We start from the raw sequence: 26,159 nt of genomic DNA on the forward strand, positions 1-26,159 counted from the left end.
TTTACTAAATACTTTAAAAAAACATCTTTATCCATTGCTTTACTAAATTTTTTAAATATATAATTGTAAACTATTATAAATAAAATTATAAACGTGAAAAATATTTTTTATAGATTTATATTAGTTATTTTCTTATCTTTCATAACTCTACCTACAATTGCCGCAAGTCTTAACGAAAAAATACCTTTATACTTTAAATTAGTTAATGAAAATCTATTGGCTGGTCAGAATTCTTTAAGTATTAATTTATGCGATACTCGAATTAAAAACTGGTGCGTTAGGCCTAATCGAGATTTAGGGCTTGCAGGACAAAAAATAAATGAATATGTAACTATTGAACCGGGTATTGCCGGCGAATGGCGATTTGGTTGGAATTATGATATATTTTTCACCCCACATGAGTATTTTATAGCTAATCAAAATTATAAAATCATTATTAACGATAAGGCTATTTTTCCACAATTTGTAAATATTGATCAGAATAATATCAATTTTGCCACTCTGCCTTTATTGCCCAATATTAAAGAAATGAATTATCTGCAGGATAATGATAAAAAACTTATTCAAACAAAGATAAAATTTAACTATCCAATTAACCCAAAAACTTTAGAAGAAAGGCTTAGCTTTGTTAAATCCACTACAAAAGAAAAACTACCTTTTACAGTACAATTTAATGATAATAATACTGAAGCTACTATAATTACTAATATAAAATCTTTAGAAGATAGTGAATATACCGTTACCCTTACTATCGATGACGGTGTTAAACCGTTATATGGCGGCGAGGATTTTAATCATAAAAATATAGATTTTCAAAAATATTCATATAAACAGCAAGTATTAGTACCGAGCCTATCCTCCTATTTAAAAATTACCAAAGCAGTAGCTACAATAGTTAAAGACAATAAAAATATTCCACAGCAAATAATAATAGTTACGACTAATGCTCCTATATCAGGCGAAGAGGTTAAAAACCATTTAGAATTATTGTTATTGCCAAAAGATAAACCCGCTTCTTTACGAGGAAATCTAGGGAAAAAAGATTATGCTTGGCAAAGCCCGAAGGAAATTACTGAAGATGTATTGCAAGCAGCTGAAAAAGTAAATTTTGAACTTTTACCTTCCGCTTCAGAAAATAGCACATTACACAGCTTTAAAATCGATACCATTTCTTCAAGATATTTATTACTTACAATCAAACAAGGCATGGAAACTAAAGAAAATTTAGTTTTAGGAAGTGATTATAGTAAAGTATTGCAAGTACCAAGCGAGCTTAAAGAAGTTAAGTTAATGTCTAACGGCTCAATATTATCGCTTTCCGGTGAGAAAAAACTTTCAGTTTACTCAATCGGTATAGATAAATTACATGTAGAAATCGACAAAATTAATCAAAACGATATTAATCATTTAATTAGCCAGACTAACCGATATAACACTTTCCAGAATCCAACTTTTATCAACAAATATTCTTTTGATGAATATAATATTTCTGAAGTATTTGAAGAAGATATCGCCATAGACTCTAAGGATATAAGTCTACCTCACTATTCAACTTTAGATTTTAAAAAATATTTAAAACCTAATTCTTCGGATTCTTATAGCAAAGGTTTATTCCTGACAAAAGTTTCTTATAAAGATAAAAACGGCAATAATATTGCTGAAGATAAAAGATTAATTTTAGTAACCGACCTTGGGTTTATAGTTAAAACCGATAAAGATGGGTTACATCATATATTTGTCTCCTCTGTTAGTAATGGCAAACCTGCAAGAGGAGTTACGGCGAATATTATAGGGCTTAATGGTGAAGTTTTAACTAGCGGCGTAACTGATTCTGAGGGCTATACGCCTTTACCCAGTGTTCGTAATTTTACTAAGGAAAAGAAGCCTGTTGCTTATGTGCTAACAGGCGACGATGATTTTTCTTTTATGCCTTATGGTCGAATTGATAGAGAAGTTAATTATTCACGTTTTGACGTTTCTGGTACACAAAGCTCACCTGAAGGGTTAAAAGCGTATTTATTTTCTGATCGTGGAATTTATAAACCAGGCGAGCAGGGTCATATTGGAATATTAGTAAAACAAAGTGACTGGCAAAGTAAATTTGCTGGCTTGCCGTTAGAGTTGCAGGTTACTAATCCGCATGGGAAAATAATAGACAAAAAGAAAGTATTTTTAAATGAAGAAGGTTTTACAGAATATTTATTTCAAACTAGCGAAAATTCCTTTACCGGTTCATATAATATAAGTTTATATCTAACTAAAGATAAAGATACAACTAGCTACCTTAACAATTTATCTGTAAGTGTGGAGGATTTTCTGCCTGACAGAATGAAAATAAATATAGATTTTGATATTAAGGATAAATTATGGATTGCCCCAGAAAAGTTAAAAGCTACAGTTAGTTTAAATAATCTTTACGGCCTACCTGCGACAAACAGAAAAATTACTTCTTACATCGAGGTTAATCCTGCTAAATTTTCAGTAGCTGCTTTTAAGGGTTACGTATTTTATAGCGGTAAAGATAATAAGGAAAGTTTTTACGACCGACTTGGAGATGTTAGTACCGATGAAAAGGGCATAGGTCAATTTGATTTAAATTTAGCAAAATATGATGGAGCTACTTACAAGCTGACTTTTTCAGTAGAAGGATTTGAACCTGATTCAGGCAGAAGCGTTAACGCTAGTAAATCAATTATCGTCTCCCCATTACCTTATATTATCGGCTTTAAAACCGCAAATGATTTAAAACATCTAAAACAACAATCAAACGCTAAAGTTGAATTTATAGCCGTAGATAGCGACGGTAACAAAATAAATGCTGAGAAATTACAGCTTATCTTGAAAAAAACTAATTATATAAATAGCTTAGTTGCAAACGGGGACGGTAGTTATTCATATCAATCAATACCGATAGAATCACCTTTATCATTCACCGAGATTAATATAACAAAAAAATCCGGCTATATTTATAATTTACCTACTAAAGAACTAGGAGATTATGTTATTTATTTAACAGATAAAAATAATACTATTTTTGCACAAACAGAATTTTCGGTACTGGGAGAAGGGAATATTGCAGCAAATTTAATCGAGAAGACTAATCTTATTTTAAAACTAAATAAAAGCGACTATAAATCCGGTGAGAAAATTCTTGTAAATGTTATCGCTCCCTATACTGGCTACGGTTTAATCACTATCGAAACGGATAAAGTACATAATTTCACTTGGTTTAAAGCAGATCAAACTAGCAGCATTCAAGAAATCAAAATCCCAGCAGATTTTGCTGGCAAAGGATTTATTAACGTACAGTTTATGCGAGAGCTAGATTCCAAAGAAATTTTTGTTTCCCCTTTCAGTTACGCGAGCTTGCCGTTTACTGCCGATATCTATAAGCATGAGCAAAAAATTGAATTAACCGTACCTGAACAAATAAAATCAGGTGAAAAACTAACCGTAAATTATCGGACATCTAACCCAGGCAAAATTATAATATTTGCCATTGATGAAGGTATATTATCTTTTAGTAATTATAAAACACCTGACCCGCTTAATTATTTTATTAAAGATAAAGCATTAGAGGTATCAACTTCACATATTATGGATTTAATATTACCGGAAAATTCTATTATGATGAAAAGCTTTATGGCAGCTCCCGGCGGCGGTGAGTATATGAGTTTAAACAAAAACTTAAATCCGTTTAAAAGACAAGATCAGCCGCCTGTTGCCTTTTGGTCAGGAATTATTGACTCAACTTTAGATAAAAAACAAGTTACGTTCGATATTCCTGATTATTTTAACGGTACTTTAAGAGTTATGGCAATTGCTGCAAATCTTGATTCCGTGGGTAGCACTGATGTTAAGCTTTATGTCCAATCGGATTTTATAATTAGCTCAAACTTACCTTTATTCATCACACCAAATGACGAATTTATAGCTCCCGTAACAATCGCAAATAACGTAAAAAATTCAGGAAATGCGAAAGTTTCAATAAATATTGAAACAAGCGAAGGGCTGAAAATACTAGATTACCCTCGTGAAATAAAGATAAGCGAAGGCACGGAAGCAAGTATTAACGTTAAATTAAAAGCTACAGAGCGGCTTGGCTCAGCAAGCTTTAAAGTAACTGCTTCCCTTAATAACACAAAATCGGTAATGACTTCTACCGCTAGCGTTCGCCCTCCGTTGCCAAACGTTACTACTATCGATACGGGATATGAGCCACTTGATAAGATTACCCTCAAGACTTCAAGAGATTTATATAAAGAATTTGCCAAGCTGCAAATTTCTGCTTCTAACTCACCGTTAGCGATTATTACCGGATTTAAAAGTTATCTCGATAATTACCCGTTTGCTTGTACCGAACAATTAGTAAGCCGAAATTTTGCGAATGTTATGTTATATAATGAGCAAGAATTAGTAAAAACTTCAGATATTGAACGTAAAAAAATTGATGAATCATTACATAAAGCATTTCAAACTCTAAGCGAGCGACAAAATTATGATGGCGGGTTTAACATGTGGAGTAATCAGGGCAGCGCTTCAGATGATTTTATTTCTATCTATGCGATACATTTCTTAACGGAAAGCACTACAAAATACTTACCCGTGCCTAGCGATACTTTTGCTTCAGGTCTTGATTATCTTAAAAATACGGCAAATAGGTCTATTAATTCTTTAAACTCTGCAAGAGAAAAGGCTTACGCGGTTTATATACTTACCAAAAATAATGAGATTACTACTAATTATATAGCTAATATTTTAAATTATTTAGAGACCTCTCAAAAAGATAATTGGCGAGACGATCTAACTGCTGTCTATTTAGCCGCTAGCTATAAGATGCTACAAATGAATGAGGAGGCTAATAATTTACTGGATAGCTTTACTTTAAATAAAGCTATTACCCCTACTACAATTTCAGACTATCAATATTATAATGCTTTGATAAAATATAGTCAGTATCTATATATAATATCGCAGCATTTTCCAGAAAGATTGAAAACCATCGATAAGTCAATCGTGCAAGATATCGCAAAGCTTTCAAACGATAGTTATAATACGTTAGCAGCAAGTTACGCAATCATGGCAAGCGTCGCTTATGCTGATAATATAGATAATGTCGAGGAGAGTAATATTACAGTCAAAACCTATAGTAATGATAAAGAGCAGCAGGAGCTTACTCTTACTGGTAATAAAATAATGACTGCGGATATTTTGGCAAACGATACTCAAAACTTAAAATTAACTTCCTCAACAAAAGGATTCTTTTATCAGCTCTTAACCTCAGGTTTTGATAAGTCGTTAAACGATAATAAGGAAATAATTAAGGGTATTGAGATCAGTAAGAAATATTTAGATGAGAATAACAAAGAAGTTAGTAAGGTAAAATTAGGTGAGAATATTATTGTTTCGCTTACGTTGCGCTCAGGTAATAAAGACACGCTGAATGATATTGTAGTATTAGATTTATTGCCAGCTGGCTTTGAGTTATTACTAACCAATAATAATATAAATATATTAAGAAATGACGATAAAACACTTATATGGCAACCTGTTAATGTCGATCGTCGTGACGATAGGGTAATATTATTCGGTACTATTCCGAATTACGAAATAAAATATCAGTATAAAATAAAAGCCATAAATAAAGGAATCTTTGCAACCCCTGCTATTTATAGCGAATCTATGTATAATCCTCAAATTTACTATAGAGGAGTAATAGGCAGTATTATTGTGGAGTAGTTTTTATTTTAGTATTCGAATGTTGGCCTCGCATAGGCGTTGCCCGCGTGGATACTGTAAACGTCATTGCAAGAAACATAGCACCGTGGTAAATCTATAAAGCCCAGCCGTCATTGCAAATATAAAAACATCAACTCTAAAATTAGAAAATAAAACATCAATAAAATAAAAATACTGAAATAGTGTTTTAGATACATTTATAAAAAATAAGTCAACAATATGTTGACACAAGTCAATTAAATATTATATACTATAAATAGCTCTTATTATTTTTTACCAATGACTTACAAATTAAGCTTTTCTAAAACTGCTTTAAAAAATTTACTTAAGATTTCTACAAATAAAAGAAAAATTATATTAGAAAAGTTAGAACTATTAAAATTAGCCCCTTATAAAGAAAATAATAATATAAAAAAGCTAGTAGGCTATGAGGGATATCGATTAAGAGTTGGAGAGTATCGAGTTATATATAGAATTGTTAATGAAAAGCTTGAAGTGCTAGTAATAAATATTGATGTTAGAGGGGGAATATATAAATGAGTAATAAACATATTATAGAATATCAAGGTAAACCAGCTTTTGTTATTATACCTTTTAATGAATATCAGCAGCTTATTAATTTTAAAAAAATACACATTACCGACGAAGAATTATATGCTGAAGGAATTACTAAAGATGAAGAATATTTTTCAGAAGATTTAGTAAATAAAATTTTAAACGGCGAGAACCCTGTTAAAGCTTATAGAGAGTATAGGGGTTATTCTCAAGAGATATTAGCGGAGAAAATCAGTAAAACTAAGCAATATATTTCTGCTATTGAAAATGGCTCAAGGCAAGGCACAATGAGCACATTAAAAAAGTTAAGCTTAGCTTTGAATATTGACCTAGATATGCTTAGCTGCAAATTTTAAAACCATTGGCGAAACCGAGAGGATTCGAACCTCCGACCTAGCGATTAGGAATCGCTCGCTCTATCCAACTGAGCTACGGCTTCTTAGCCAGATTTTATAACATATGGAAATAACCTTAACAAGCTATAAAATTATTTCTTAAGTTGGATTTCATATCTTCTCCTTGTCATTTCTAATGAATATCTAATCACACAAGCCGCTCTATGATCAGGAAGACTTAATAATTTTTTTAATTGATCATGCTCAGGTTTACGGGATATTAAAAAAATATCTTCCATTATTTGAAGTTTACTACATTTATCCAATTTTTCATAAGGATTAGTAGAAGGCGTTTGAACTGTCATTATTTTATTAAGAATATAATCAAATTTATCTTCAGCTCGTTTCTTTTGAGCAGCACTAGCAGTAGGTGATTTTGTTACTATTTCCAGATGATTATAAGCTTTATAATATTCTATTAATGCTTCATCCGAAGCTTTTAGAAATTCCTTAGCTCCAACCACAAAAAGCATTTTCTTTTCTTCTGATGATGCAACCTCATATATTTCACGCGCCTCAGCCGCTGTAACATCATTGTTTATAGAGGTATTTTTATTGGTACAAGCAGTTAATAAACCACAAACCAATATTGTAAAAAAAAATATTTTTTTCATAATTTTTAGCCTGAATTTTATTAATTTGAATTTTTATTAATAATGAGTATATTTGTTTGCTACCATATCAATTTCTATTTTAACTTTATACTTATCAAATAAATCTCTTATCACACAAGCTGCTCTATGTTTAGGCAACTTGTGTATTGCATTGCGTCCTTCTCTATCTTTTAAATATTCCCAATCTTTCGATATTAATTTATGATTGCATGTTTTAAACTGATCAATAAATCTATCTTTATCAAGCGCTTCCTTTACTATTTCCTTAAATAACATATCAAGCACTACTGCTGCTTTTTTCTTTTCCATTTCGGAATATCTTGAACTATGTAATACCCATGTCGTTTTAAAATATTCAATTATTAATTCATCCGAAATTTTCATAAAGGTTTTAGAATCAACTACGAAAAAACGAGGCTTTTCATTATGGTTAAGCCTATTATATTCGTCTTTTTGAGACATAATAAAGGTTTTAGTTGGAATGGGTTTTGTCGTACAACCCACAAGCAAAAAGGTTAATAGTACCAATCCAATAAAATTTTTCATAACTGTTGCTTATGTGTTAATTTTTTAAAAAGAAATTATATATTTAATAACAAAAAATGTAAAGAAATTAATAAACTAAATATATTTGTTATTTTTTATATTTTTGCTTGCATTTTAGTTAGTTGTTTTTTATATTCAAGTTTCGCTTATGTTAAGTTAAGCGGGTGTAGCTCAGGGGTAGAGCGCTACCTTGCCAAGGTCGAAGTCGAGGGTTCGAATCCCTTCACCCGCTCCAAATATTTATTTTTCTATGTAATTTCTGCAAGGTGTTGCCCGCATAGATACTTTAACCATCATTGCAAGCATTTGTTGGCTTTGTTGCACGCTCCTATGTCATTTTCCAGCAACGGCAAGAATTCAGCCTTTCCTTTGTCATGCTGAACTTGTTTCAGCATTTAATTTAAAGATATCCTGAAATAAATTCAGGATGACTATATGTTTTACTGGAGTCCCGCCGTTGCTGGAATGACATTAACTGCTTTTTAAGAGCCATGCAACAACGCTCAAAGCATTTTACCCATGACATATCTTAAACCGTCATTGCGACGACTGAAAGAAGTGCAGCAATACACACTAAGCGCTGAGTTAAATCAAATTACTTAACTTGAAGTAATGATTCGCAACTACTATTTGTGTAGTGATGTCCGCGTATTGCAAAGATTATCTGAGGAGCTTTAAACATTAATATAATCCCTACTACAACCATTAAAGCTACTTCCCATTTTAATTTGCCTCTTAAAGATTGGATACCTAAAGCAGATATACCCATAATAGCGATTACCCGCATAGCATTCCCACTAAATATTATCATTAGTTTACATAGCTCTCTAGCAAAAGAATCGTCTTGTACCTTACTATATAAAGTTGTGCAACTCTTCATACTATCCATACTAACTCCAGATATTATCGCTACTATATAATATGAATAAGACATTATAATAATAGCCACTATAACAGTTACAGCTGTTTCCCATCTTAATTTACCTCTCATGACTTGGATTCCTAAGGCTATGACACTTATTAACTGAATAATCTGGATGAGATCAGATCTAAAGACTGCTAATACCTCACATATTCCTGTACCAATAGGATCATTGCTACCTAAAGCATCTGAGGCGCGTATTATAAATGTAATGAAACTCAGTAATAGCCATAATCTTTGCATAAAATATATAGAACTTTATTGATAAACTAGAATGATTTTAAACAATTTCTAGTCTAATGCAATAATACTTTTCATAAACTTACCGATTAGCTTCCAAAAAATATAATTTCCGTTTATTTTCCCTTGCATTAAAACTATTCAGAAGCTATTTTTAACACACTAATTAAAGATATGTAGAGGATAATATGGCGTCTAATGAAGCTACTGCACCAAATAATAACGATACTATAGAAATCCAAGAAACGGAAATCTCTCCAGTAGAACCCGCGCAACCTTTTTCGGGTTTGACCAGTTTAATTCCGATGGTATTAATTTTTGCAGTATTTTACTTTTTATTACTCCGCCCGCAAGAAAAACGTCGCCGTCAAAGAGAGAAATTAGTTAGTGACGTGAAAAAAGGCGAAGAGATTTTAACAAATAGCGGTATTTTCGGAACAGTCACTAAAGTTAATGATACGGATAATAAAATTGAAGTGGAAATAGCTAAAGACGTCCATATTAAAATCTTAAAAAGCGCTGTTGTTGATATTACTAGCCGTACAAAGGAACTTCCTACTAACAAAAAAGATAATAGTAAAGGGGCTAAAAACGACAAGAAGGTAATCAGTGCAAAATCTTCTTAAAGGGCTTCCCAAAGGAAAAATTTTTCTTTCCCTTATCTGTACGATCTTTGCAGTTATATGCGCTTTGCCTAATTTTACAACGGTCAACTCCAGGTTTTTACCTCATAATACAGTGAATTTAGGTCTTGATCTGCGAGGTGGAGCGCATTTATTATTAGACGTAGATTTTGATAGTTATTTAAATGATTCGATGGAAAATTTAGCCGATACTTTACGAAAATCTTTTCGTGAAGAGAAAATAGGTTATAAAAATCTTGTCGTTAGACAAAATACTTTACAATTAGAGTTACGTAGCCCTGAAGAGTTAAAGCCGGTTAAAAAAATAATTAATAAAATTGATTCTGAAATTACTATTGATTATGAAGATAACAAGCTTAAACTTAGTTATAGCGATTCAAAATTAAGCGAGCTGCTTAATAAAGTAGTCGACCAATCCATTGAGATTGTACGGATGCGAGTTGATAGTACCGGTACTAAAGAGCCTACTTTGCATAGGCAAGGCAATAGACACATATTATTGCAAGTCCCAGGCGAGGAAGACCCGACGCACTTAAAAAATATTCTAGGCAAAATGGCAAAACTAACTTTTCATTTAGTTGATGAAACGGCAAATATAGAAGAAGCAATTAAAGGGCATTTACCGAGCGGTTCGATTTTAGTGAAAGGAGAAAGCGAAAACGGCCGAGAATACTACATAGTTATCAAGAAGAAAGTTATTTTGGGAGGTGATCAATTAACTAGTGCCTCTGCTTCTTTTAATCAAAACTCTCAGCCGGTAGTAGCATTTTCTTTTAATAATTTAGGCAGTAAATTATTCGGTGAAATAACTAAAAATAATTCAGGTAAACGTTTAGCCATCGTCCTTGATAATAAATTGCTTAGCGCACCTGTAATAAACGAACCGATTTTAGGCGGTAACGGTATAATTTCCGGTAATTTTACTGTTGAATCGGCAAATGAATTATCTTTGTTACTTAGAGCGGGCTCACTTCCTGCTCCATTAAAAATAATTGAAGAGAGAAGTATAGGACCAAATCTCGGCGCCGATTCTATTGAAGCCGGTAAAAAAGCCGGTATTATCGGTTTTATGGCCATAGTGATATTTATGATTTGGTCATATGGTGTGTTAGGGCTTTTCGCAAATATTGCTTTAAGTATTGCTTTGCTTTATATTTTAGCACTATTGTCTCTTTTTCAAGCAACCTTAACATTACCGGGGATTGCCGGCATAATATTAACGATGGGTATGGCAGTCGATGCTAACGTATTAATTTATGAAAGAATTAAAGAAGAATTACGTAAAGGTGCTTCAAATCTGTATTCAATCAAGGTCGGTTTTGAAGCAGCTTTTGCTACTATTCTTGACTCTAATCTGACAACCTTAATTGTTGCCTTTTTACTTTATATATTCGGAGTCGGTGCAATAAAAGGCTTTGCAGTTACCCTAACAATAGGTATTATTTCTTCAATGTTCTCGGCGATTGTTATCACTAAATTATTAGTAGACATTTGGGTTAAATATTATAAGCCTAAAAAACTAGGGTTGTGATAAGGACCTTTCGGGTGTTGTTTCATAGTCAACAAAAGCATTATGTCATTCCCGTGAAGGCATTGTTGTTTGGATAATTAAAGCACATTTTATGTCATTCCCGCGAAGGCGGGAATCCAGACTTTTCTTTGTCATGCCGAACTTGTTTCAGCATTTTTAGTAGATCCTGAAATAAATTCAGGATGACTATTTTCCCCTTGGATTCCCGCCTTCGCGGGAATGACATAGAGAGCAGAAGCGGAAGTAAACACTACAAAACAATAAAAGGAAAACTATGCTAATCGATAAAATTAAAGCAAAACCGACCGATAATGAAATAAACGTAATTATCGAAATTCCGATGAATGACAAGCCTATTAAATATGAATTTGATAAAGAATCGGGAGCAATTTTTGTTGATAGATTCATGCAAAGCTCAATGAGCTACCCCTGTAATTATGGCTTTATTCCGCATACTCTTTCTAATGACGGCGATCCGGTAGACGTACTTGTTATTGCTCATTATCCAGTAATACCGGCTTGTGTTATTAAATGTCGTCCTATCGGGGTGTTAATGATGGAAGATGAGTCCGGTTTAGATGAGAAAATTATTGCCGTGCCGACTTCCAAACTTGATATTACCTTTGATAATATTAAAGAATTAGACGATATCTCTGACATGCTAAAAAAACGTATAGTGCATTTTTTTGAACATTATAAAGACCTGGAAAAAGGCAAATGGGTGAAAGTTACCGGCTTTGAAAATTCTGCAAAAGCAAAAGAATTGATTGAAGAAGGGATAATAAGAGCTAAACACAAATAGTGAGCTTATTTCGTTCAGGAATTACAGTAGCTTTTTTTACGCTAATTTCTCGCATATTCGGTTTGGTAAGAGAACTATTTATCGCTTCGTTATTCGGTGCAACAAATATTGCCGACGGTGTTAATGTTGCCTTTAAACTGCCCAGCTTATTTAGACGAATTTTTGCTGAAGGGGCGCTCTCAAACGTATTTGTTCCTATCTTTAACGAGAAAATGCTAATATCAAAAAAGACTGCTCGCTATTTTACCGGCGAGATTTTTACTATTTTATTATTAACTTTAATAATTTTGATAGTATTAATGCAGGTTTTTATGCCTTCTTTAATGTTTATTATAGCACCAGGTTTTCACGGTAACAGCGATAAATTTGCTCTGACGGTTCTGCTATGCCGTATTACCATGCCGTATCTAATATTTATCTCTATAACTGCTTTATTCGGTGGAATTTTAAACTCGGTAAAGAAATTTGCTGCTTTTGCTTTTGTCCCTAGCATTCTAAGTATCTGCGTAATAATTTTTACTTTATGGTTAGATAACTATCTGGAATCCGTAATATCAATAAGCATTGCTTTAGTAATTGCCGGTATATCACAAGTTGCCTTTATGTTTATCTGTGTAAAAAGAGCCGGTCTAACTTTCCCAATAGTTTTTAAACCTAAAGATAAGGATGTAAAGAAATTTTTAATTAATATGGGACCGGCAGCCATCAGCTCTGGTGTTCAACAGTTAAACCTTTTTATTTCGCAATCACTTGCTAGTTTTATCGATGGGGCAATTTCTATATTATCATATGCCGATAGGATATATCAATTTCCTTTATCTATAATAGGTACTAGCTTTGCTACTATATTATTACCGGAATTATCCAAAATTTATAAATCGAATGATTTAAAACGTGCGGGCGAAATACAAAATAATGCGATTAAAGTGGGGTTATTATTATCTTTGCCCGCTACTTTTGGCATTATTATTTTATCGCATCCTATAATTCATATAATTTATGAGAGAGGGCTTTTTACCGCTCAAAATACTACTCATACGGCAGAGGCGATTTCAGCTTTTGCTTTCGGTTTGCCGGCTTTTATTTTAGCAAAAATTCTAATGCCAATCTTTTATGCTAATGGTGATACTAAAACCCCGCTTAAGATAACTTTATATTCTCTTATCGTTAACACTTTGCTCAATATTATTTTAATGATTCCTTTAAAGCATATCGGGATTGCTGTTGGCTCTTCCATTGCAGCTTGGTATAATTTATGGTTATTATATAGCTATAGTAAAAAACAGAATAAACTTTATATAAACTCTGAAGTAAAAATTTTTTGCTGTAAAGCTTTAGCAAATTGTTTTATAATGACCTTAGTAATTTGGTTAATAAAACACCATTATCAAGAATATTTTTATTCCGAATATTTATTGGTTAAAATTTTTGCTTTAGGAGGAACTATTTTAGTCGGTATAGCCGTTTTTTTTGGCTTAGCTTTTTTATTAAAATTGTGGACCATTAACAAACTTAATTTTAAAGCTAATTAAAATAAATCGGCAGAAATAACAAAAACGTGGTCACTTCGTGACTGGTGAACTAGATTTAGCCACTTTATTCAAATTTTCCTGAACACCGGGGCGGGGCCTTGGTATGACATACCGCAACTTTTATTACTTTTCAAATACTAATTAATGAAATAATTGAATGATTATAACTAGTAAAAATAAATCTAATTATCAGGATTTGCTAAAAGTTTTGGCTATTATAGCTATGATTATCGACCATATAGGTTTGTATTTATATCCTGAAATGCCTGTTATGAGAGTTATCGGGCGAATAAGTATGCCGATTTTCTGCTTTTTTGCCGGTTATAATTTTCATAATAAGCCAAAACATAAAATAATAATACTCGGTGTTTTACTCCAAATATATACCGATATATTATTTAAGCAATTTCTTACCACTAATATTTTAATTCCTATCTATTTAGGTCAGTGGTATCTTTACTATTTTCGTAATAATTTAAATAACTTTTTTTATAGTGGCTATTGTCATGTTGTAGTGCTAGCAATGTTATGGTGCGTTAGCTGGTTTCTTATTGATTACGGTACTGTCGTAATTGCTATTATGGTGTTGGGACATATTGCCAGGCATGATCCACTGAATTTACGACTTTGTATTTTTATCTCGCTAGTGATCTCGTTACTACATACGATCACCGGCTTTAACCTTTCAGATAGCTATACTATCTTGACGATTATTTTATCAATCACTATCTATATATTGATGATAACAAGAGATTTTACTCAAAAAACTACAATAAACCTAAAATGGTTAAGCCGCCATACTATTAGTATTTATTGTATTCATTTAGCAATCATTCAATTCATACTTATTTATATATATACTGCTGGCTTGAAGAATTGGTGGCTTTTCGGATGATAAGCACATTATGGGCATTGCTTACTAAATATAAATATCGTCATTGCAAGCAATCGAGATCGTGGGGCAATCATAAAAAATGATAAAAATGCTATACATTATATTTTTGGCTAGGTTCTGCACAAAACGAGATTTAAATTATTTTAAAATAACCTTATAATTGGAAATATAAAAAGAGCTAAACTAGTTTAATTTAAATTTTGTGCCCAGAGCCTAGCTTGCTTGATCAAGACTTACAGTTTTTTTGGACTGAGACGTAGAATTTTCAAAGCAATGATGGGAGAAGATATAAAAAATTTACCCCCTTTCTCTTTTCATAGGCTTTGATGTTTTTTTCCCTACTGACGGTGATATAGATTTAGAGGTTGTTGTCAGGACATTTGCGATAACATTTCTTAACTCTTTTAAAATTTTAAAATCTTTAGAAGAAATCTTTTTTCTCAATTCTTCGTTATCTGCTTTTATTGTAGTATTGTCTGCAATCCTCGTTGGAGTAATAGGAGGAGCAACCTTATTAAGGAGCTTTCTTTCTTTCTGCTCTTGAAAGTTATCTCTATCTAACAAAGATTGTGTAGTATAATCTTTAACCCTGGCTGGATACTCCTTACTGATTGGCTTTAATTCTGTTTTTTCTGATAAATCTTTAATACCTACAGCTGCACCTTTTAAAGTACCTTTAAATGCTAGTGATCTTTTCTCGTTTTGCTGCTCTGGAATTTTAATTTCTTCAACTAACTTTGCTATACTTTTTATTAATTGTTTTTCTACACCGATTTTTTTAAAGAAAATACCACGCAAGGATTTATCGCTTAATTTAAGTTTCTCACCTCCCTTTTTACCTTTTTCGTAATTAATAATTTTCTCAAAGTGCTCGGGATATTCCTGCATTAATATTTTTAATTGTTTTTCATCTACCTGATGAGGAGAAGTAAGTTTTTTAGTTATTAAAGTACCTAACTTTACTTCTAGGCCATATTCTTTTAATGATTTTTGCCTTTTTTTCATAGTATCCTTAAAAGAATTTTTAATCTCCTCAGGTGTAATCTCTTGAGCTTTTCTTTTATCAAATATTTTTGGCATTGCTTGCTTTGCCCAAGCAGCCAGAGCTGTATTGCTATAATATTTAGCCATTTCTTCAAAGCTTTTGTCAATAATACTATCTAAATCAATTTTAGATGAAACTAATAAGCTATCGGCAAATTCGGGACTTTTTCTGCGAAGAAACGAAGGAAATTCTCTAAAATGATTGGTAGGACCAAAACCGGGTAAATGTCTAAGCCTAGAATTAGGGTGAATATTATTTGTTAATTTATCAAGGCTACCGGCAAAATCTATACGTACCATTTTAGGTAAAAGATTTGTAGCTTTAGGATCTCTAATAACTCCTATATTACCGATGTGAATATCAAAGTCGCCGATCAATAGACTTGCTGGCATAATATTTTCAAAATTTTGATATTTAACTTCTTTAAAAGCTTTTTCAAAGGTTTTAGATATTAAATTTCTTGTTCCCATGAAAAGAGGTCTACCTCCATCTTTTTTAAATTTAGAATTTGGTTTAGTGGCTGCTGACATGTGCGCATCCATATCAACATACATGTCACTACTATAATTTTTAAAAAATTCAGATTTTACATATATTTCAGAATCAGTATTTGGAGATTTCCCCGTCTGTAAATTATTCGGCGCAATCAAAGAAACTTTAGCACCATTCCCTGGGCTCATTACTTCAAAAATTTGTGATCCTAAAAATTCTGATATATTTTTTGCAGGAGACGCTTCTTTTTTTATCATAGCTGTAGTTTGACCGTCTAAACTTTGATATACACCACCATACTCTCCGGCTTCATTAGCTCCTCCTTCTTTAGCTTTTAAAAACTTCCATTCCTTAAACGGTGATTTATTTGTCATTCTTTTCTCCTGTTAATTTGTAAAAACGAAAACAAGCAGTAACATGATCATTAACTACGCCAATGGCCTGCAAAAATGCATAACAGGTAACAGGACCAAAAAACTTAAAGCCTCTAGCTTTCAAGTCTTTACTAATTATTAAAGATAATTCTGTTTGAGGTAGAATTTCTGATAGCATACTAAAATTATTATAAATAATTTCACCTTTTGTAAAATGCCAAATATAATTACTAAAGCTTTTAAATTCGTTTCTAATTTGCAAAAAAACCTGTGCATTAGTAATTGAAGCTTCAATCTTTAGCTTATTTCTTACAATACCGACATCTTCTAGCAATAAGTGTTTTTTTTGATCGTCATATTGAGCGATTTTAATAAAGTCAAAATTATCGTAAGCTTTACGATAATTTTCTCGCTTTTTTAAGATAGTTGTCCAGCTAAGACCGGCTTGGGCACTTTCTAGGGTAACAAATTCAAATAATTTTTGATCATCATAAACAGGATTTCCCCATTCTAAATCATGATATAAAATATCTAATTCACTTTTAGCCCATCCGCAGCGTTGCATTTTTGTAATTATTTTTTTGATTTTGGTGGATAGTAATTCTCGTCATGTTTGGTTAATAACTGTCGAGCTATAAACTTATTATTTGACAATATTCCTGTGGCAATTACACCCTGCCCTTCACGAAATAATCCGGGCAGTACTCCTTGATATAGTATTTCTAAATCTTTAATATTATCGGTAATAATAAAACTGATTTTATCCGCAGCAATTTTGTTTATCGAGGATATTTTAACAAGCCCTCCTACTCTAAATTCTTTACTGTTATCAATTTCGTTAATTTTAGACGGTGGCAAAAAAAATGTTATATTCTGCTCTAAATTATATAATATAATACATATACCTGACACTATTAAGAGCAAACAAATTATTATTGTTACTAATCTATTTTTTACTCCTTTTTGCATATACCGCTTGTCTTTCAAAAAATTGTTTTTTCATTTTGATCCTAGGATTCACGTACTCACCTATTAAGTATAGGCTGCGTGCGTTCACCCTTCAAAATGAAATCCAATTCTTGAAAGACTTCACATACAATTTAATCATTATGTTCATCTCTTTTGTGGTTTCGTAGTTTATAATTAAGGCAAGCCTTTATTAATAGGGCAGTTAGCACTAAAAAAGTAAATAAATATGCTAATAGTAAATAATTATCCATCTAATTTTTTCTATTTTGGGAATTCATCACTCTTAGAAACTCTATTATCTCACTCGAAGAAGAATCTAGGTAAAAATGCTTAAGATATTTACCGTTTTCACTCATTAAATAAACAAAAGATGAATGATCAATCATATAACCTGCCTTGTCACTCCCAGGATTTGCTATGGCATAATACACTTTAAATTCATCAGCTACTTCTCTAATTTTTTCTTTGCTGCCAGTAAGACCGATAAATTTAGAATGAAACTGTTTTAAATACTCTTTAAGCACCGTAGAAGTGTCACGCTCTGGATCAATAGTAATAAATACCGGTGTAATTTCTATCCCATATTTACTTAAAGTATTTACAACCTCTGCTATTTTTTGCAGAGAAGCGGGGCAAATATCTGGACAATAAGTAAAACCGAAGTAAATTAATCTTAAGTTACCTTTTAAGCTATCGCTGTTAAATATTTTCCCATCCTGATCTGTTAACTTAAAATCTCCACCGATTTGCACATCGTCATTATACATATCTCCCTGCCCTGCAAGAGGTTTTTTAGGCATTTCTATTGATAATAACAAATATAAAGAAATTACTCCTATTGCTAAACCTATACCGATAATAATCTTTATGATATTTGTTTGCATTTATTTATCCTTTTAATTTTATAAATTATATCTCTTCCGGTAACGGTAAAGGTTTTTCATATTTACTAATTAACGGTAGCGCTACTAAAAAATGGAAAAAATAATAACTTGCAGCAAAGCGGCTTAAAGTAATATACGGCTCTTCTGCCGGTTGCCCACCTAAATAACCAAGCAATAAACAATCTGCAATAAATATCCAGAAAGCAATGCGGTATATCGGCCTATAATTACTACTCCTTACCTTTGAGCTATCAAGCCAGGGCAAAACAAATAACACTAATATGCTTGAAAACATCAATAACACGCCACCAAGCTTTGAAGGCACTGCTCTAAGAATCGCATAGAACGGCAAAAAATACCATTCCGGAACGATATGCGCCGGCGTTACTAATGGATTTGCCGGTATGTAATTATCAGGATGCCCTAGATAATTTGGCTGATAAAAGATAAAATAGGCAAATATTATAAAATAAACGCCGAATCCAACAAAATCCTTAACAGTATAATATGGATGAAAAGGAATAGTATCTTTAGGGGTTTTAACGTCAATTCCTTTGGGATTATTTGAGCCATGCTGATGCAAAGCAACGATATGCAATAAGACAAGCGCAACGATGATAAACGGCAATAGATAATGCAAAGCGAAGAACCTATTTAACGTTGGATTATCAACCGAGAAGCCGCCCCACAACCATGTAACTATTGATTTACCGACTAAAGGAATAGCAGAAAATAAATTAGTAATTACTGTCGCTCCCCAGTAGCTCATTTGCCCCCAAGGCAGGACATAACCCATAAAAGCGGTTGCCATCATTGTTAGAAAAATAATAATTCCGATATGCCAAAGCAACTCACGCGGTGCTTTGTATGAACCGTAATATAACCCTCGACAAATATGTAAATATACGGCAGCAAAAAACATCGAAGCCCCGACCGCATGCGCATAACGTATTAGCCAGCCGTAATTAACGTTACGCATTATTTTCTCAACACTATCAAAAGCATAATCGACATGAGGCGTATAATGCATTGCCAAAACCACACCGGTAATTATTTGAATCACAAGTGCAATGCCGGCTATCGAACCTAAATTCCATAAATAGCTTAAATTTTTAGGAGTTTGATACTGACTAAAATGTTTTAAGGAGGAAAAAATAGGCAATCTATAGTCGATCCATTCTATAATCGAATTTGAAGGCTTTTCCGGAATATTATTCTCACTCATAAATAATTATCCGATTCTAATTTTTTTATCATTGATGAAGCTATAAGGCGGGACTGCTAAATTTAGAGGAGCAGGACCTCTACGAACCCTACCCGAAGAATCATATTGCGAACCGTGGCATGGACAAAACCAACCATCATATTCGCCTTGATTGGCTAAAGGCACGCAGCCCAAATGCGTACAAATACCGATAGTTATAAGCCAATTATCATGCCCAGGTTTAACACGAGCTTGATCTTCTTCAGGGTCAATTAACTCCGACATTTTAACATTCCTTGCTTCGGTAATTTTTTCCGTAGTACGATTAGTAATAAAAACAGGTTTTCCTTGCCATTTTACCGTAACGGTCTGGCCAACTGCAATGTTAGATAGATCCACTTCAATTGATGATAAAGCCAGCACATCAGCAGAAGGATTTAAAGAATCAATTAACGGCCATGCAGTACAAACTGCTCCAACTGCTGCTATACTAGTAGCTGAGAGTACCATAAAGTCTCGACGCGTCTGCTTATTTGGTTCGTTTTTTAAAAATTGTTCTTTCATTTTATTAGGGATTTGCTCATTAAAGTTATTAGATTTTAGCATTTATTAAATATAAGCTGCGCTTGCCCACCCCTTAAAATAAAATTCAATTCTTGAAATACTCTCCATATATTCAAAGTTTTTTTAGTGTTTGCCATAGATTTAGAAATAGACTTTTAATATTATTTAATTTTTATTAATATTATCCGTTGAATCATAAGGGTTAACCGGCATAACAGGCTCCGGGATTGTATTATCAGGCTGGTTATTTATAAGCCTATTTACATTTTCTTGTAATTGTTGTTCACCCGTACCTTCTCTTACTTCATATTTTCCAGGATTACTTAAACAATTCCAGAAACTAACAAACCCATCCTTTATCCCCAATTTCGTAGTACAATTTTGTGCAACGGCTTTGGTAGTATCTAGAACTTCAATCGTACTTTTAGTAAAATAATCTATAAAGCCGATTTGCTCTAAGCCCTTTGCTACATAAAATAACACAATTAATGAAGCGACCGCTATCATTAAATACCATTTGCTAATAATTCCCCACAGAAATAATCCCATAGGGTTAGCCGCAATTAGCCTTCTTAAAGCTTGCCACATAAATTTTTCTCAACAACTTATAAATTATTTATTTTATACTATCGCTCCAATAAAACAAAGAAAAAATAAATTAATACGCTCTAAATACTGTAAATATTTTTAATTAAATAGCTAGATAGAAAAAATAAAATTGGTAAAAATATTAAATTTATTCCTATCATGATAAAAACTAATTTTAAATTATCATTTATATTATTATTTTGCAAAATTAATCCGGTAATTATTACGCTTGGTATTAGCAAAGGCATAATAAATGTCCCAAGAAAATTAGTATTAGCTCTAAAATAGCTTTGCATACTGCTTGATAAAACAACTAAACTGCTAGCTAAAATAAATAAAAGACACAAGCTAATGAACAGATAAATAATTTCCAATAATTTAAGACTAAAAAAAATATAAATAACAGGCATAACTAAAATTATGCCTGTTAAACTACTTATTAATAAAGCAAAAAATTTAGCTAATATAATCTTTTCAGAATTAAAATTTGATAGTAATAGCTCTAAACTACCGTCTTGTAAATCCGATTTAAATATCAGCGATGCAAAACCAATTAATGAAATTAATAAACAAATCACCGAAAAAACTAAACCAAATTTTTTTATATCCTCTTGGCTATTAATTAAACTAGTACTGATAGTACAAAATAGAAAAAATATAATAAGATATTTAATAATATTATTAACCCGGTTTTGTACTAGTAATTCCCATTTAATTAATAAAAACAAATTTCTCATGATTAATTTTAATATATTGCTCAATGTCATTCCTGCGCAGGCGAGAATCTAGAAAAATAACAGTCATCCTGAATTTTTTCAGGATCTCTTTTATAGATGCTGAAACAAGTTCAGCATGACAAAGAAAGGCATGGATTCCTGCTTCCGCGGGAATGGACGTAAAACGAGCTATACAACAACGCCAATATCATGCAGGAATGACATACAATACGCTTTAGCTCTCATATGTTATCAACATATAAATCAAATACATAACTGAAGCAACACTAAGGCCGATGCCTATTTCTATTATAAATATGCCATTATGCTGAGCCGATAATTTATCTTTTGTAAAATTTGCCAGAGAATAATAATTTAAATAGTTATCGTTAAATATCAAGGATATTACCCCAACCAAAGCATATATTATTATCCCTAACACAGCAATAAAAAGCAGGGAATCAGTAGAGAAATATCGTTTTTTACTATCGCCATAAATTAAATCAAGCCCAATAAGAGCGGAAGCAAATATAACACCTGCCTGAAATCCGCCCCCAGGAGAAACTTCACCGTTAATTTGAATATATAAACTATACAACAATATATAAGGCGAAGAGAAAATAGTAATGTTTTTGATAATTGGATAATCTTTAAGCATCGTTATTTTTTCTCGATAATAATAATAATACCGAAATTCCGGCAATTAAAATTACGCTGGTTTCGCCTAAAGTGTCAAAGCCTCTATAGCTGCCAAGCAGAGCCGCAACAAACGAGTCTATACCAATATCCTTACTAGTATTGTCAATATAATATTTACTTAAATGTGTGTGCAGTGGTGCATTAACATTGCCGTAATGCGGTAACTCCATCCCTACATAAATCATTGTTATTATAAAGGCTAAGCATATAATAGCTGCAGGAATAATGTTTACTTTTTTTATATTAGTTGTTGCTGTTATCGGTAGCTTTTTTAATAAACTTAAATATACGCATGTTGACAAACAGGCACCTAATGCCGTTTCGGTCATGGCGACATCTGGCCCGTCCATGAGTAAATAAGATAGACCGATTAGTAAACTAAATACCGACATAGTAACTACTGCCTCTAATAGACTTTTAGCAATTACAAGTTTTATGGAAATAATAACCAACAAAAAACCAGTTAGATTAAGTAAATAGTTACCTGACTCAAAACCTATAATTATCGGGATGTTAAAAAAATTATTAATCATTTTTCTTATCAGTATAGTATGCTCTTACTTTCATCAACAGGGATGCTTTACCTAAGGCATGAGTTGAAACCGGATTTAATAGAAAAATCAAAAAAGCTGCTAAAATTAATTTAAGACTACTAGCTAAACTTGCCTGTGTGCATGCAAGACCGATTAAACAAAGCGGTACACCTGCACATTCAATAACGCTTGCCGCATGCAGTTTTGTATAAAAATCAGGCAAACGAAAAAGTCCAATAATACCAGATAATATGGCAAATAATCCGAAAATAATTAATGATGCGCCCATGTAATATAATATCATTAGTATCCCTTATATGGTTGCGTTTCAATATTATGGCAAGTAGGGTGTCATACCGTTTTAAGGTTTTTTCTGGATACCGTGGGAGGGGCCGCGGTATGACACTGAACGCTTTATCCCTACTCCCCTTGTGCAAGAGAGAATCCAGGTTTGCCATCAAATTCAAATAAATTTTCAACCTTAATAAAATCAATATTTGCTTTACTCAAAGCTTCCAGTAATTTTACTATCGCTAGATGATCTAAATCTGCATTATTTTTTGCCATAAAACGACAACACCAATGATCGGAGATAGTCTCAAACCTAACATCTCTCGGCCATAATTTCAAACCTTTAGAGGATATAGTTTTTAGCTCCAAATTACCTAATTCAAGCTTAGCAATTTTTTCAGCTATATCGTGAGCAGATGGAACATTAATATTAATAAACACATCAGCACCAACCAGCTTTTTAATCTCTTTAGTATTTATCGAATAAGTTATATTACTCGCTTGCTTTACTTTTGATAAAGGATATGTAGCTTTAGTAAGCACGCTTGGATATTCTCCTAGTCTTTTCACTATTTCCTCACCAAACTCCTTAGTACCAACTTTTTTACTTGAGGTTTGCGTATTATAAATATCCGCAGTATGAACACCGTCCTCAATAGTTTTCTTCCAAGCATTTTCTATTAGATTAGCAACATCACCCTGCCCTATATGCACTAACATCATTATTGCCGCATTTAGCAGACCTGATGGGTTAGCGATATTTTTACCAGCAATATCAGGGGCGCTGCCGTGCACTGCTTCAAACATTGCATAATCTTCGCCGATATTTGCCGACCCTGCTAAACCCACTGAACCAGAAATTTCAGCTGCCACATCGGAAATAATATCACCATATAAATTTGAAGTTACTATTACGTCAAATATTTCTGGCTTGGTTGCTAGCCTCGCCGTGCCTATATCTATAATATAATGTTCATGATTAATTTGTGAATACTCGGCTGCTATTTCATCAAAAACTTTATGAAAAATTCCATCAGAAAATTTCATAATGTTATCTTTGCTTAAAGCGGTTACTTTTTTACGATTATTTTTTACGGCATATTCAAAGGCAAATCTAATAATTTTCTCACAACCGATGCGGCTAATTAGCTTTAGCGACTCATACATATTATGTGTTTGGCGATATTCAATACCTGCGTATAAATCTTCTTCATTTTCACGAATTATTGTTAAATTCAAGTCAGGATGAAGGGTGGTAGTAAATGGATGATAAGAAACGGAAGGACGAATATTAGCGTAGAGAGATAAAGCTTTTCTAATTGTTACGTTTAAACTTTTATACCCTCCACCCTGCGGAGTAGTAATCGGCGCTTTTAGTAATATACGAGTACGCTGCAAAGATTCCCAACTTTCCTCACTTATACCAGAAGTATAATGCTTTATATATAATTTTTCACCAACTTCTATAGTCTCTAAACGAATACGAGCTTCCGCTTTTTGTAAGATATATAGCACCGCACCCATTATTTCAGGACCTATCCCGTCCCCGTAAGCAACCGTAATCGGCGTAAATTCTTTCATATATATACTCTTATAGTTTTTCATTACTTTATGTCATTCCCGCGCAGGCGGGGCGTTGTTGCATGGATCGGAAATTATACCAACTTCTCCGATGTCATTCCCGCGAAAGCGGGAATCTAGAAACTAAAAGGCGTAAACACTATAAATTTTATAACTAAAAGCTTAAATTATTTTACCTTTTTCTGGATTCCCGCTTTCGCAGGAATGACATCGAGCGCTTTTAAGAGCCAGGCAACAACGCCCCGCCTGCGCGAGAATGACATAGAGGAACACGGTATAACAATATCATTACTTATTTCTAATAATTAACCGTAACATTCTTTAGCCTTTCATTCAAAATAAAAGTTACCTCAGCAGTTATATTTAAATTGTTCCTGGCATATAAAATTTGAGTATTTGGTATCACTAAGTTAAGATCATATTTTTCTGCTAACTCAGTAATGATAGTAATAGTCATTTCATGAATCATCCCCATAGCTTCCGCATGTGCCTGTTCAAGCTTTGTTTTTCTCGCCTGAATTTCTTTTTTGACTTCACTAACTTTTACATTAAATTCGTTTACTCGTTTTTCAAAATCAACTTCACTTAGCGATTGACGTTCTTTTATTAAATTTTCCTCTAACGGTTTAAATTCTATTTCTTTTTTTGAAATATCCTGTTGAATCTTTTGATTTAAGCGGCTTACGGTTTCGCGTAAATTTTGTATCGCAACAGAACCTTCTAAAATAGATTGGATATCTACCACTGCTACTCTAACGCTAAAATTATCTTCCTTATTTTGAATATTTCCCCGCTTGGCAAAAACAGGCAAACTTGCTATTAAGAAGCAAATAAATAACATCCGTTTACAGTATTTCACAATATAATTCCATAATTTATCAAATAAGAATAACTAACATATAATGATTTGTCCACCGCGAAAAGATTAGAGAGTGTGACTATCTCCTAATAGCATATCCTCTTTCTCCAAAGGCGTATACCCTATCTTTAATAAATTAAACTCAACTTCCATATTATTTTCTTCTGAACTCTCATTGTCCATAAGCGGCTCAGTACGCGGCTCAACCAAGTCGACATTAATTCCATGACTTTCATTAAATTCCTGCAAAAAATTAAACGCTTTATGAATATATTCTGTTCCAAATTCTTCAACCAAGACAGCTTTAATTCCTTCCTTTTCTGCCGCTATTATATTCTTTATATCATCATCCATGAAAAATACGTGTGCTTTATTAGCTATTTCGTTTTTTCTCATTCCATCAAATATATATGGCACCTTATTACAACGTTGTATCTCTTCATAATTTAAGGAAGGTAAACCTGATTTTATATAAATATTTTCTGCCTCTTTCTCTCCCAATAACTGCTCAATTGAATATTTTATGGCTTCAGGATAATCATTAAACGACACTATACCTATTTTATGCCCGGATGATATAATATTTTTCATTAAACGTACTAGTTGCTCTTCATTTTTCCAATTGAAATTATCATCTGCTAAAAATTGTTTGGTGCACTTTATAGAATGATGTTCAGTGAGCCTTAATATCTCTTTATCACGTTCACTTACTGAAGAAAACATACGTTGCTGTATAGGGGAATATACTTGGTGCCATAATCGCTCCCCAATATAACTATGTAAACTTTTTTTAACTAAAGTCCCATCAAAATCAAATAAAAATAATAATGTATTTTCGTTATTCATAAATCTCTCTGTGCTTGGATTGTAAAACTTGTTATAGTTTTATTTTTTAATTGAATTGATTAGTTTTTCAAGAACTTTGTTCCAATTGAAAGCATTTTA

Annotated in this window: 23 protein-coding genes, 2 tRNA genes and 1 pseudogene; 9 read left to right on the plus strand and 17 right to left on the minus strand. The window is 32.6% G+C overall.

Translation table 11 applies throughout. From position 1 onward, the window contains the following. Nucleotides 1-93: 93 nt before the first annotated feature. The 3 genes from OTR29_RS04470 (at nt 94) to OTR29_RS04480 (ending at nt 6,650) form a co-directional block, all read left to right on the plus strand. Nucleotides 94-5,739 (plus strand): alpha-2-macroglobulin family protein, encoded by a 5,646-nt coding sequence (locus OTR29_RS04470; protein WP_422229458.1) that lies wholly within the window; start codon nt 94-96, stop codon nt 5,737-5,739. A 279-nt stretch (nt 5,740-6,018) separates the two neighbouring features. Then, nucleotides 6,019-6,279 (plus strand): type II toxin-antitoxin system RelE family toxin, encoded by a 261-nt coding sequence (locus OTR29_RS04475; protein ID WP_422229459.1) that lies wholly within the window; start codon nt 6,019-6,021, stop codon nt 6,277-6,279. Continuing rightward, nucleotides 6,276-6,650: a helix-turn-helix domain-containing protein gene (locus tag OTR29_RS04480; RefSeq protein WP_422229460.1), complete on the plus strand. Its 375-nt coding sequence runs from the start codon at nt 6,276-6,278 to the stop codon at nt 6,648-6,650. The genes OTR29_RS04475 and OTR29_RS04480 overlap by 4 nt, the downstream gene beginning before the upstream one ends. Nucleotides 6,651-6,656: 6 nt before the next feature. Here the strand turns inward: OTR29_RS04480 and OTR29_RS04485 are convergent. The 3 genes from OTR29_RS04485 to OTR29_RS04495 all read right to left on the minus strand — a co-directional run bounded on the left by OTR29_RS04485 (nt 6,657) and on the right by OTR29_RS04495 (nt 7,765). Further along, nucleotides 6,657-6,733 (minus strand) — tRNA-Arg (locus OTR29_RS04485). 48 nt (nt 6,734-6,781) lie between these two features. Further along, a complete protein-coding gene (locus OTR29_RS04490) occupies nt 6,782-7,303 on the minus strand; it encodes a hypothetical protein (RefSeq protein WP_422229461.1) in 522 nt (173 codons plus the stop codon). Nucleotides 7,304-7,339: 36 nt separating this feature from the next. Beyond that, a complete protein-coding gene (locus tag OTR29_RS04495) occupies nt 7,340-7,765 on the minus strand; it encodes a hypothetical protein (protein WP_422229462.1) in 426 nt (141 codons plus the stop codon). A gap of 244 nt (nt 7,766-8,009) precedes the next feature. Here OTR29_RS04495 and OTR29_RS04500 point away from each other — a divergent pair. Continuing rightward, a tRNA-Gly gene (locus OTR29_RS04500) sits at nt 8,010-8,084 on the plus strand. Nucleotides 8,085-8,444: 360 nt separating this feature from the next. Here the strand turns inward: OTR29_RS04500 and OTR29_RS04505 are convergent. Further along, nucleotides 8,445-9,014: a TrbC/VirB2 family protein gene (locus OTR29_RS04505; RefSeq protein ID WP_422229463.1), complete on the minus strand. Its 570-nt coding sequence runs from the start codon at nt 9,012-9,014 to the stop codon at nt 8,445-8,447. Between the two features lie 185 nt (nt 9,015-9,199). On the opposite strand from OTR29_RS04505, the gene yajC reads away from it, so the two are divergent. From yajC to OTR29_RS04530, 5 genes are all read left to right on the plus strand, one after another. Next, nucleotides 9,200-9,637, plus strand: a complete 438-nt coding sequence (yajC, locus tag OTR29_RS04510) for a preprotein translocase subunit YajC (RefSeq protein WP_422229464.1) — start codon at nt 9,200-9,202, stop codon at nt 9,635-9,637. Next, a complete protein-coding gene (gene secD, locus OTR29_RS04515) occupies nt 9,621-11,186 on the plus strand; it encodes a protein translocase subunit SecD (protein WP_422229465.1) in 1,566 nt (521 codons plus the stop codon). Before yajC ends, secD begins: the two co-directional genes overlap by 17 nt. 274 nt (nt 11,187-11,460) lie before the next feature. After that, a complete protein-coding gene (gene ppa / locus OTR29_RS04520; RefSeq protein WP_422229466.1) occupies nt 11,461-11,988 on the plus strand; it encodes an inorganic diphosphatase in 528 nt (175 codons plus the stop codon). Continuing rightward, the gene (murJ, locus tag OTR29_RS04525; protein WP_422229467.1) at nt 11,988-13,520 is read left to right on the plus strand and encodes a murein biosynthesis integral membrane protein MurJ; all 1,533 of its coding nucleotides are present in this window, start codon (nt 11,988-11,990) and stop codon (nt 13,518-13,520) included. The genes ppa and murJ overlap by 1 nt, the downstream gene beginning before the upstream one ends. A 157-nt stretch (nt 13,521-13,677) precedes the next feature. Beyond that, on the plus strand, nt 13,678-14,415 hold the full coding sequence (locus OTR29_RS04530) for a TraX family protein (protein ID WP_422229468.1): 738 nt from the start codon (nt 13,678-13,680) through the stop codon (nt 14,413-14,415). 297 nt (nt 14,416-14,712) lie between these two features. On the opposite strand, the gene OTR29_RS04535 is transcribed toward OTR29_RS04530, so the two are convergent. The 13 genes and pseudogenes from OTR29_RS04535 to OTR29_RS04595 form a co-directional block, all read right to left on the minus strand. Beyond that, on the minus strand, nt 14,713-16,326 hold the full coding sequence (locus OTR29_RS04535; protein ID WP_422229469.1) for a hypothetical protein: 1,614 nt from the start codon (nt 16,324-16,326) through the stop codon (nt 14,713-14,715). Continuing rightward, nucleotides 16,316-16,891: a DNA-3-methyladenine glycosylase I gene (locus OTR29_RS04540; protein WP_422229470.1), complete on the minus strand. Its 576-nt coding sequence runs from the start codon at nt 16,889-16,891 to the stop codon at nt 16,316-16,318. The genes OTR29_RS04535 and OTR29_RS04540 overlap by 11 nt, the downstream gene beginning before the upstream one ends. 8 nt (nt 16,892-16,899) lie before the next feature. Then, nucleotides 16,900-17,295: a cytochrome c maturation protein CcmE gene (ccmE, locus tag OTR29_RS04545; RefSeq protein WP_422229471.1), complete on the minus strand. Its 396-nt coding sequence runs from the start codon at nt 17,293-17,295 to the stop codon at nt 16,900-16,902. 251 nt (nt 17,296-17,546) lie between these two features. Continuing rightward, entirely contained in the window at nt 17,547-18,179 is a 633-nt protein-coding gene (locus tag OTR29_RS04550) for an SCO family protein (protein ID WP_422229472.1), read from the minus strand. Between the two features lie 25 nt (nt 18,180-18,204). Next, on the minus strand, nt 18,205-19,404 hold the full coding sequence (locus tag OTR29_RS04555; protein ID WP_422229473.1) for a cytochrome b: 1,200 nt from the start codon (nt 19,402-19,404) through the stop codon (nt 18,205-18,207). 6 nt (nt 19,405-19,410) lie between these two features. Further along, a complete protein-coding gene (gene petA / locus OTR29_RS04560) occupies nt 19,411-19,947 on the minus strand; it encodes a ubiquinol-cytochrome c reductase iron-sulfur subunit (protein ID WP_422229530.1) in 537 nt (178 codons plus the stop codon). A 165-nt stretch (nt 19,948-20,112) separates the two neighbouring features. Next, nucleotides 20,113-20,535, minus strand: coding sequence for a DUF2670 domain-containing protein (locus OTR29_RS04565; RefSeq protein WP_422229474.1), 423 nt, complete (start codon nt 20,533-20,535; stop codon nt 20,113-20,115). A gap of 80 nt (nt 20,536-20,615) precedes the next feature. Then, on the minus strand, nt 20,616-21,272 hold the full coding sequence (locus tag OTR29_RS04570) for a heme exporter protein CcmB (RefSeq protein WP_422229532.1): 657 nt from the start codon (nt 21,270-21,272) through the stop codon (nt 20,616-20,618). Nucleotides 21,273-21,486: 214 nt separating this feature from the next. Further along, nucleotides 21,487-22,483 (minus strand): annotated as a pseudogene (locus OTR29_RS04575) (DUF4040 domain-containing protein). Beyond that, the gene (locus OTR29_RS04580; protein ID WP_422229475.1) at nt 22,476-22,787 is read right to left on the minus strand and encodes a Na+/H+ antiporter subunit G; all 312 of its coding nucleotides are present in this window, start codon (nt 22,785-22,787) and stop codon (nt 22,476-22,478) included. Before OTR29_RS04580 ends, OTR29_RS04575 begins: the two are co-directional and overlap by 8 nt. Nucleotides 22,788-22,903: 116 nt before the next feature. Then, on the minus strand, nt 22,904-24,355 hold the full coding sequence (locus OTR29_RS04585) for an NADP-dependent isocitrate dehydrogenase (protein WP_422229476.1): 1,452 nt from the start codon (nt 24,353-24,355) through the stop codon (nt 22,904-22,906). Between the two features lie 298 nt (nt 24,356-24,653). Further along, nucleotides 24,654-25,196 carry an OmpH family outer membrane protein gene (locus OTR29_RS04590; protein ID WP_422229534.1) on the minus strand — a complete coding sequence of 181 codons (543 nt, stop codon included), beginning with the start codon at nt 25,194-25,196 and terminating at the stop codon, nt 24,654-24,656. 84 nt (nt 25,197-25,280) lie between these two features. Then, on the minus strand, nt 25,281-26,060 hold the full coding sequence (locus OTR29_RS04595) for a hypothetical protein (protein ID WP_422229477.1): 780 nt from the start codon (nt 26,058-26,060) through the stop codon (nt 25,281-25,283). Nucleotides 26,061-26,159 lie beyond the last annotated feature (99 nt).

The organism is Rickettsia endosymbiont of Halotydeus destructor (assembly GCF_049278075.1).
GTDB lineage: Bacteria > Pseudomonadota > Alphaproteobacteria > Rickettsiales > Rickettsiaceae > Rickettsia.

Bases quoted from the DNA above. Each gene is read 5' to 3' on its own strand.
- OTR29_RS04475 (WP_422229459.1), top strand. From the start codon at position 6,019: ATGACTTACAAATTAAGCTTTTCTAAAACTGCTTTAAAAAATTTACTT.
- OTR29_RS04480 (WP_422229460.1), top strand. From the start codon at position 6,276: ATGAGTAATAAACATATTATAGAATATCAAGGTAAACCAGCTTTTGTT.
- OTR29_RS04490 (WP_422229461.1), bottom strand. From the start codon at position 7,303: ATGAAAAAAATATTTTTTTTTACAATATTGGTTTGTGGTTTATTAACT.
- OTR29_RS04495 (WP_422229462.1), bottom strand. From the start codon at position 7,765: ATGTCTCAAAAAGACGAATATAATAGGCTTAACCATAATGAAAAGCCT.
- OTR29_RS04505 (WP_422229463.1), bottom strand. From the start codon at position 9,014: ATGCAAAGATTATGGCTATTACTGAGTTTCATTACATTTATAATACGC.
- yajC (WP_422229464.1), top strand. From the start codon at position 9,200: ATGGCGTCTAATGAAGCTACTGCACCAAATAATAACGATACTATAGAA.
- ppa (WP_422229466.1), top strand. From the start codon at position 11,461: ATGCTAATCGATAAAATTAAAGCAAAACCGACCGATAATGAAATAAAC.
- OTR29_RS04530 (WP_422229468.1), top strand. From the start codon at position 13,678: ATGATTATAACTAGTAAAAATAAATCTAATTATCAGGATTTGCTAAAA.
- OTR29_RS04535 (WP_422229469.1), bottom strand. From the start codon at position 16,326: ATGACAAATAAATCACCGTTTAAGGAATGGAAGTTTTTAAAAGCTAAA.
- OTR29_RS04540 (WP_422229470.1), bottom strand. From the start codon at position 16,891: ATGCAACGCTGCGGATGGGCTAAAAGTGAATTAGATATTTTATATCAT.
- ccmE (WP_422229471.1), bottom strand. From the start codon at position 17,295: ATGCAAAAAGGAGTAAAAAATAGATTAGTAACAATAATAATTTGTTTG.
- OTR29_RS04550 (WP_422229472.1), bottom strand. From the start codon at position 18,179: ATGCAAACAAATATCATAAAGATTATTATCGGTATAGGTTTAGCAATA.
- OTR29_RS04555 (WP_422229473.1), bottom strand. From the start codon at position 19,404: ATGAGTGAGAATAATATTCCGGAAAAGCCTTCAAATTCGATTATAGAA.
- petA (WP_422229530.1), bottom strand. From the start codon at position 19,947: ATGAAAGAACAATTTTTAAAAAACGAACCAAATAAGCAGACGCGTCGA.
- OTR29_RS04565 (WP_422229474.1), bottom strand. From the start codon at position 20,535: ATGTGGCAAGCTTTAAGAAGGCTAATTGCGGCTAACCCTATGGGATTA.
- OTR29_RS04570 (WP_422229532.1), bottom strand. From the start codon at position 21,272: ATGAGAAATTTGTTTTTATTAATTAAATGGGAATTACTAGTACAAAAC.
- OTR29_RS04580 (WP_422229475.1), bottom strand. From the start codon at position 22,787: ATGATATTATATTACATGGGCGCATCATTAATTATTTTCGGATTATTT.
- OTR29_RS04585 (WP_422229476.1), bottom strand. From the start codon at position 24,355: ATGAAAGAATTTACGCCGATTACGGTTGCTTACGGGGACGGGATAGGT.
- OTR29_RS04590 (WP_422229534.1), bottom strand. From the start codon at position 25,196: ATGTTATTTATTTGCTTCTTAATAGCAAGTTTGCCTGTTTTTGCCAAG.
- OTR29_RS04595 (WP_422229477.1), bottom strand. From the start codon at position 26,060: ATGAATAACGAAAATACATTATTATTTTTATTTGATTTTGATGGGACT.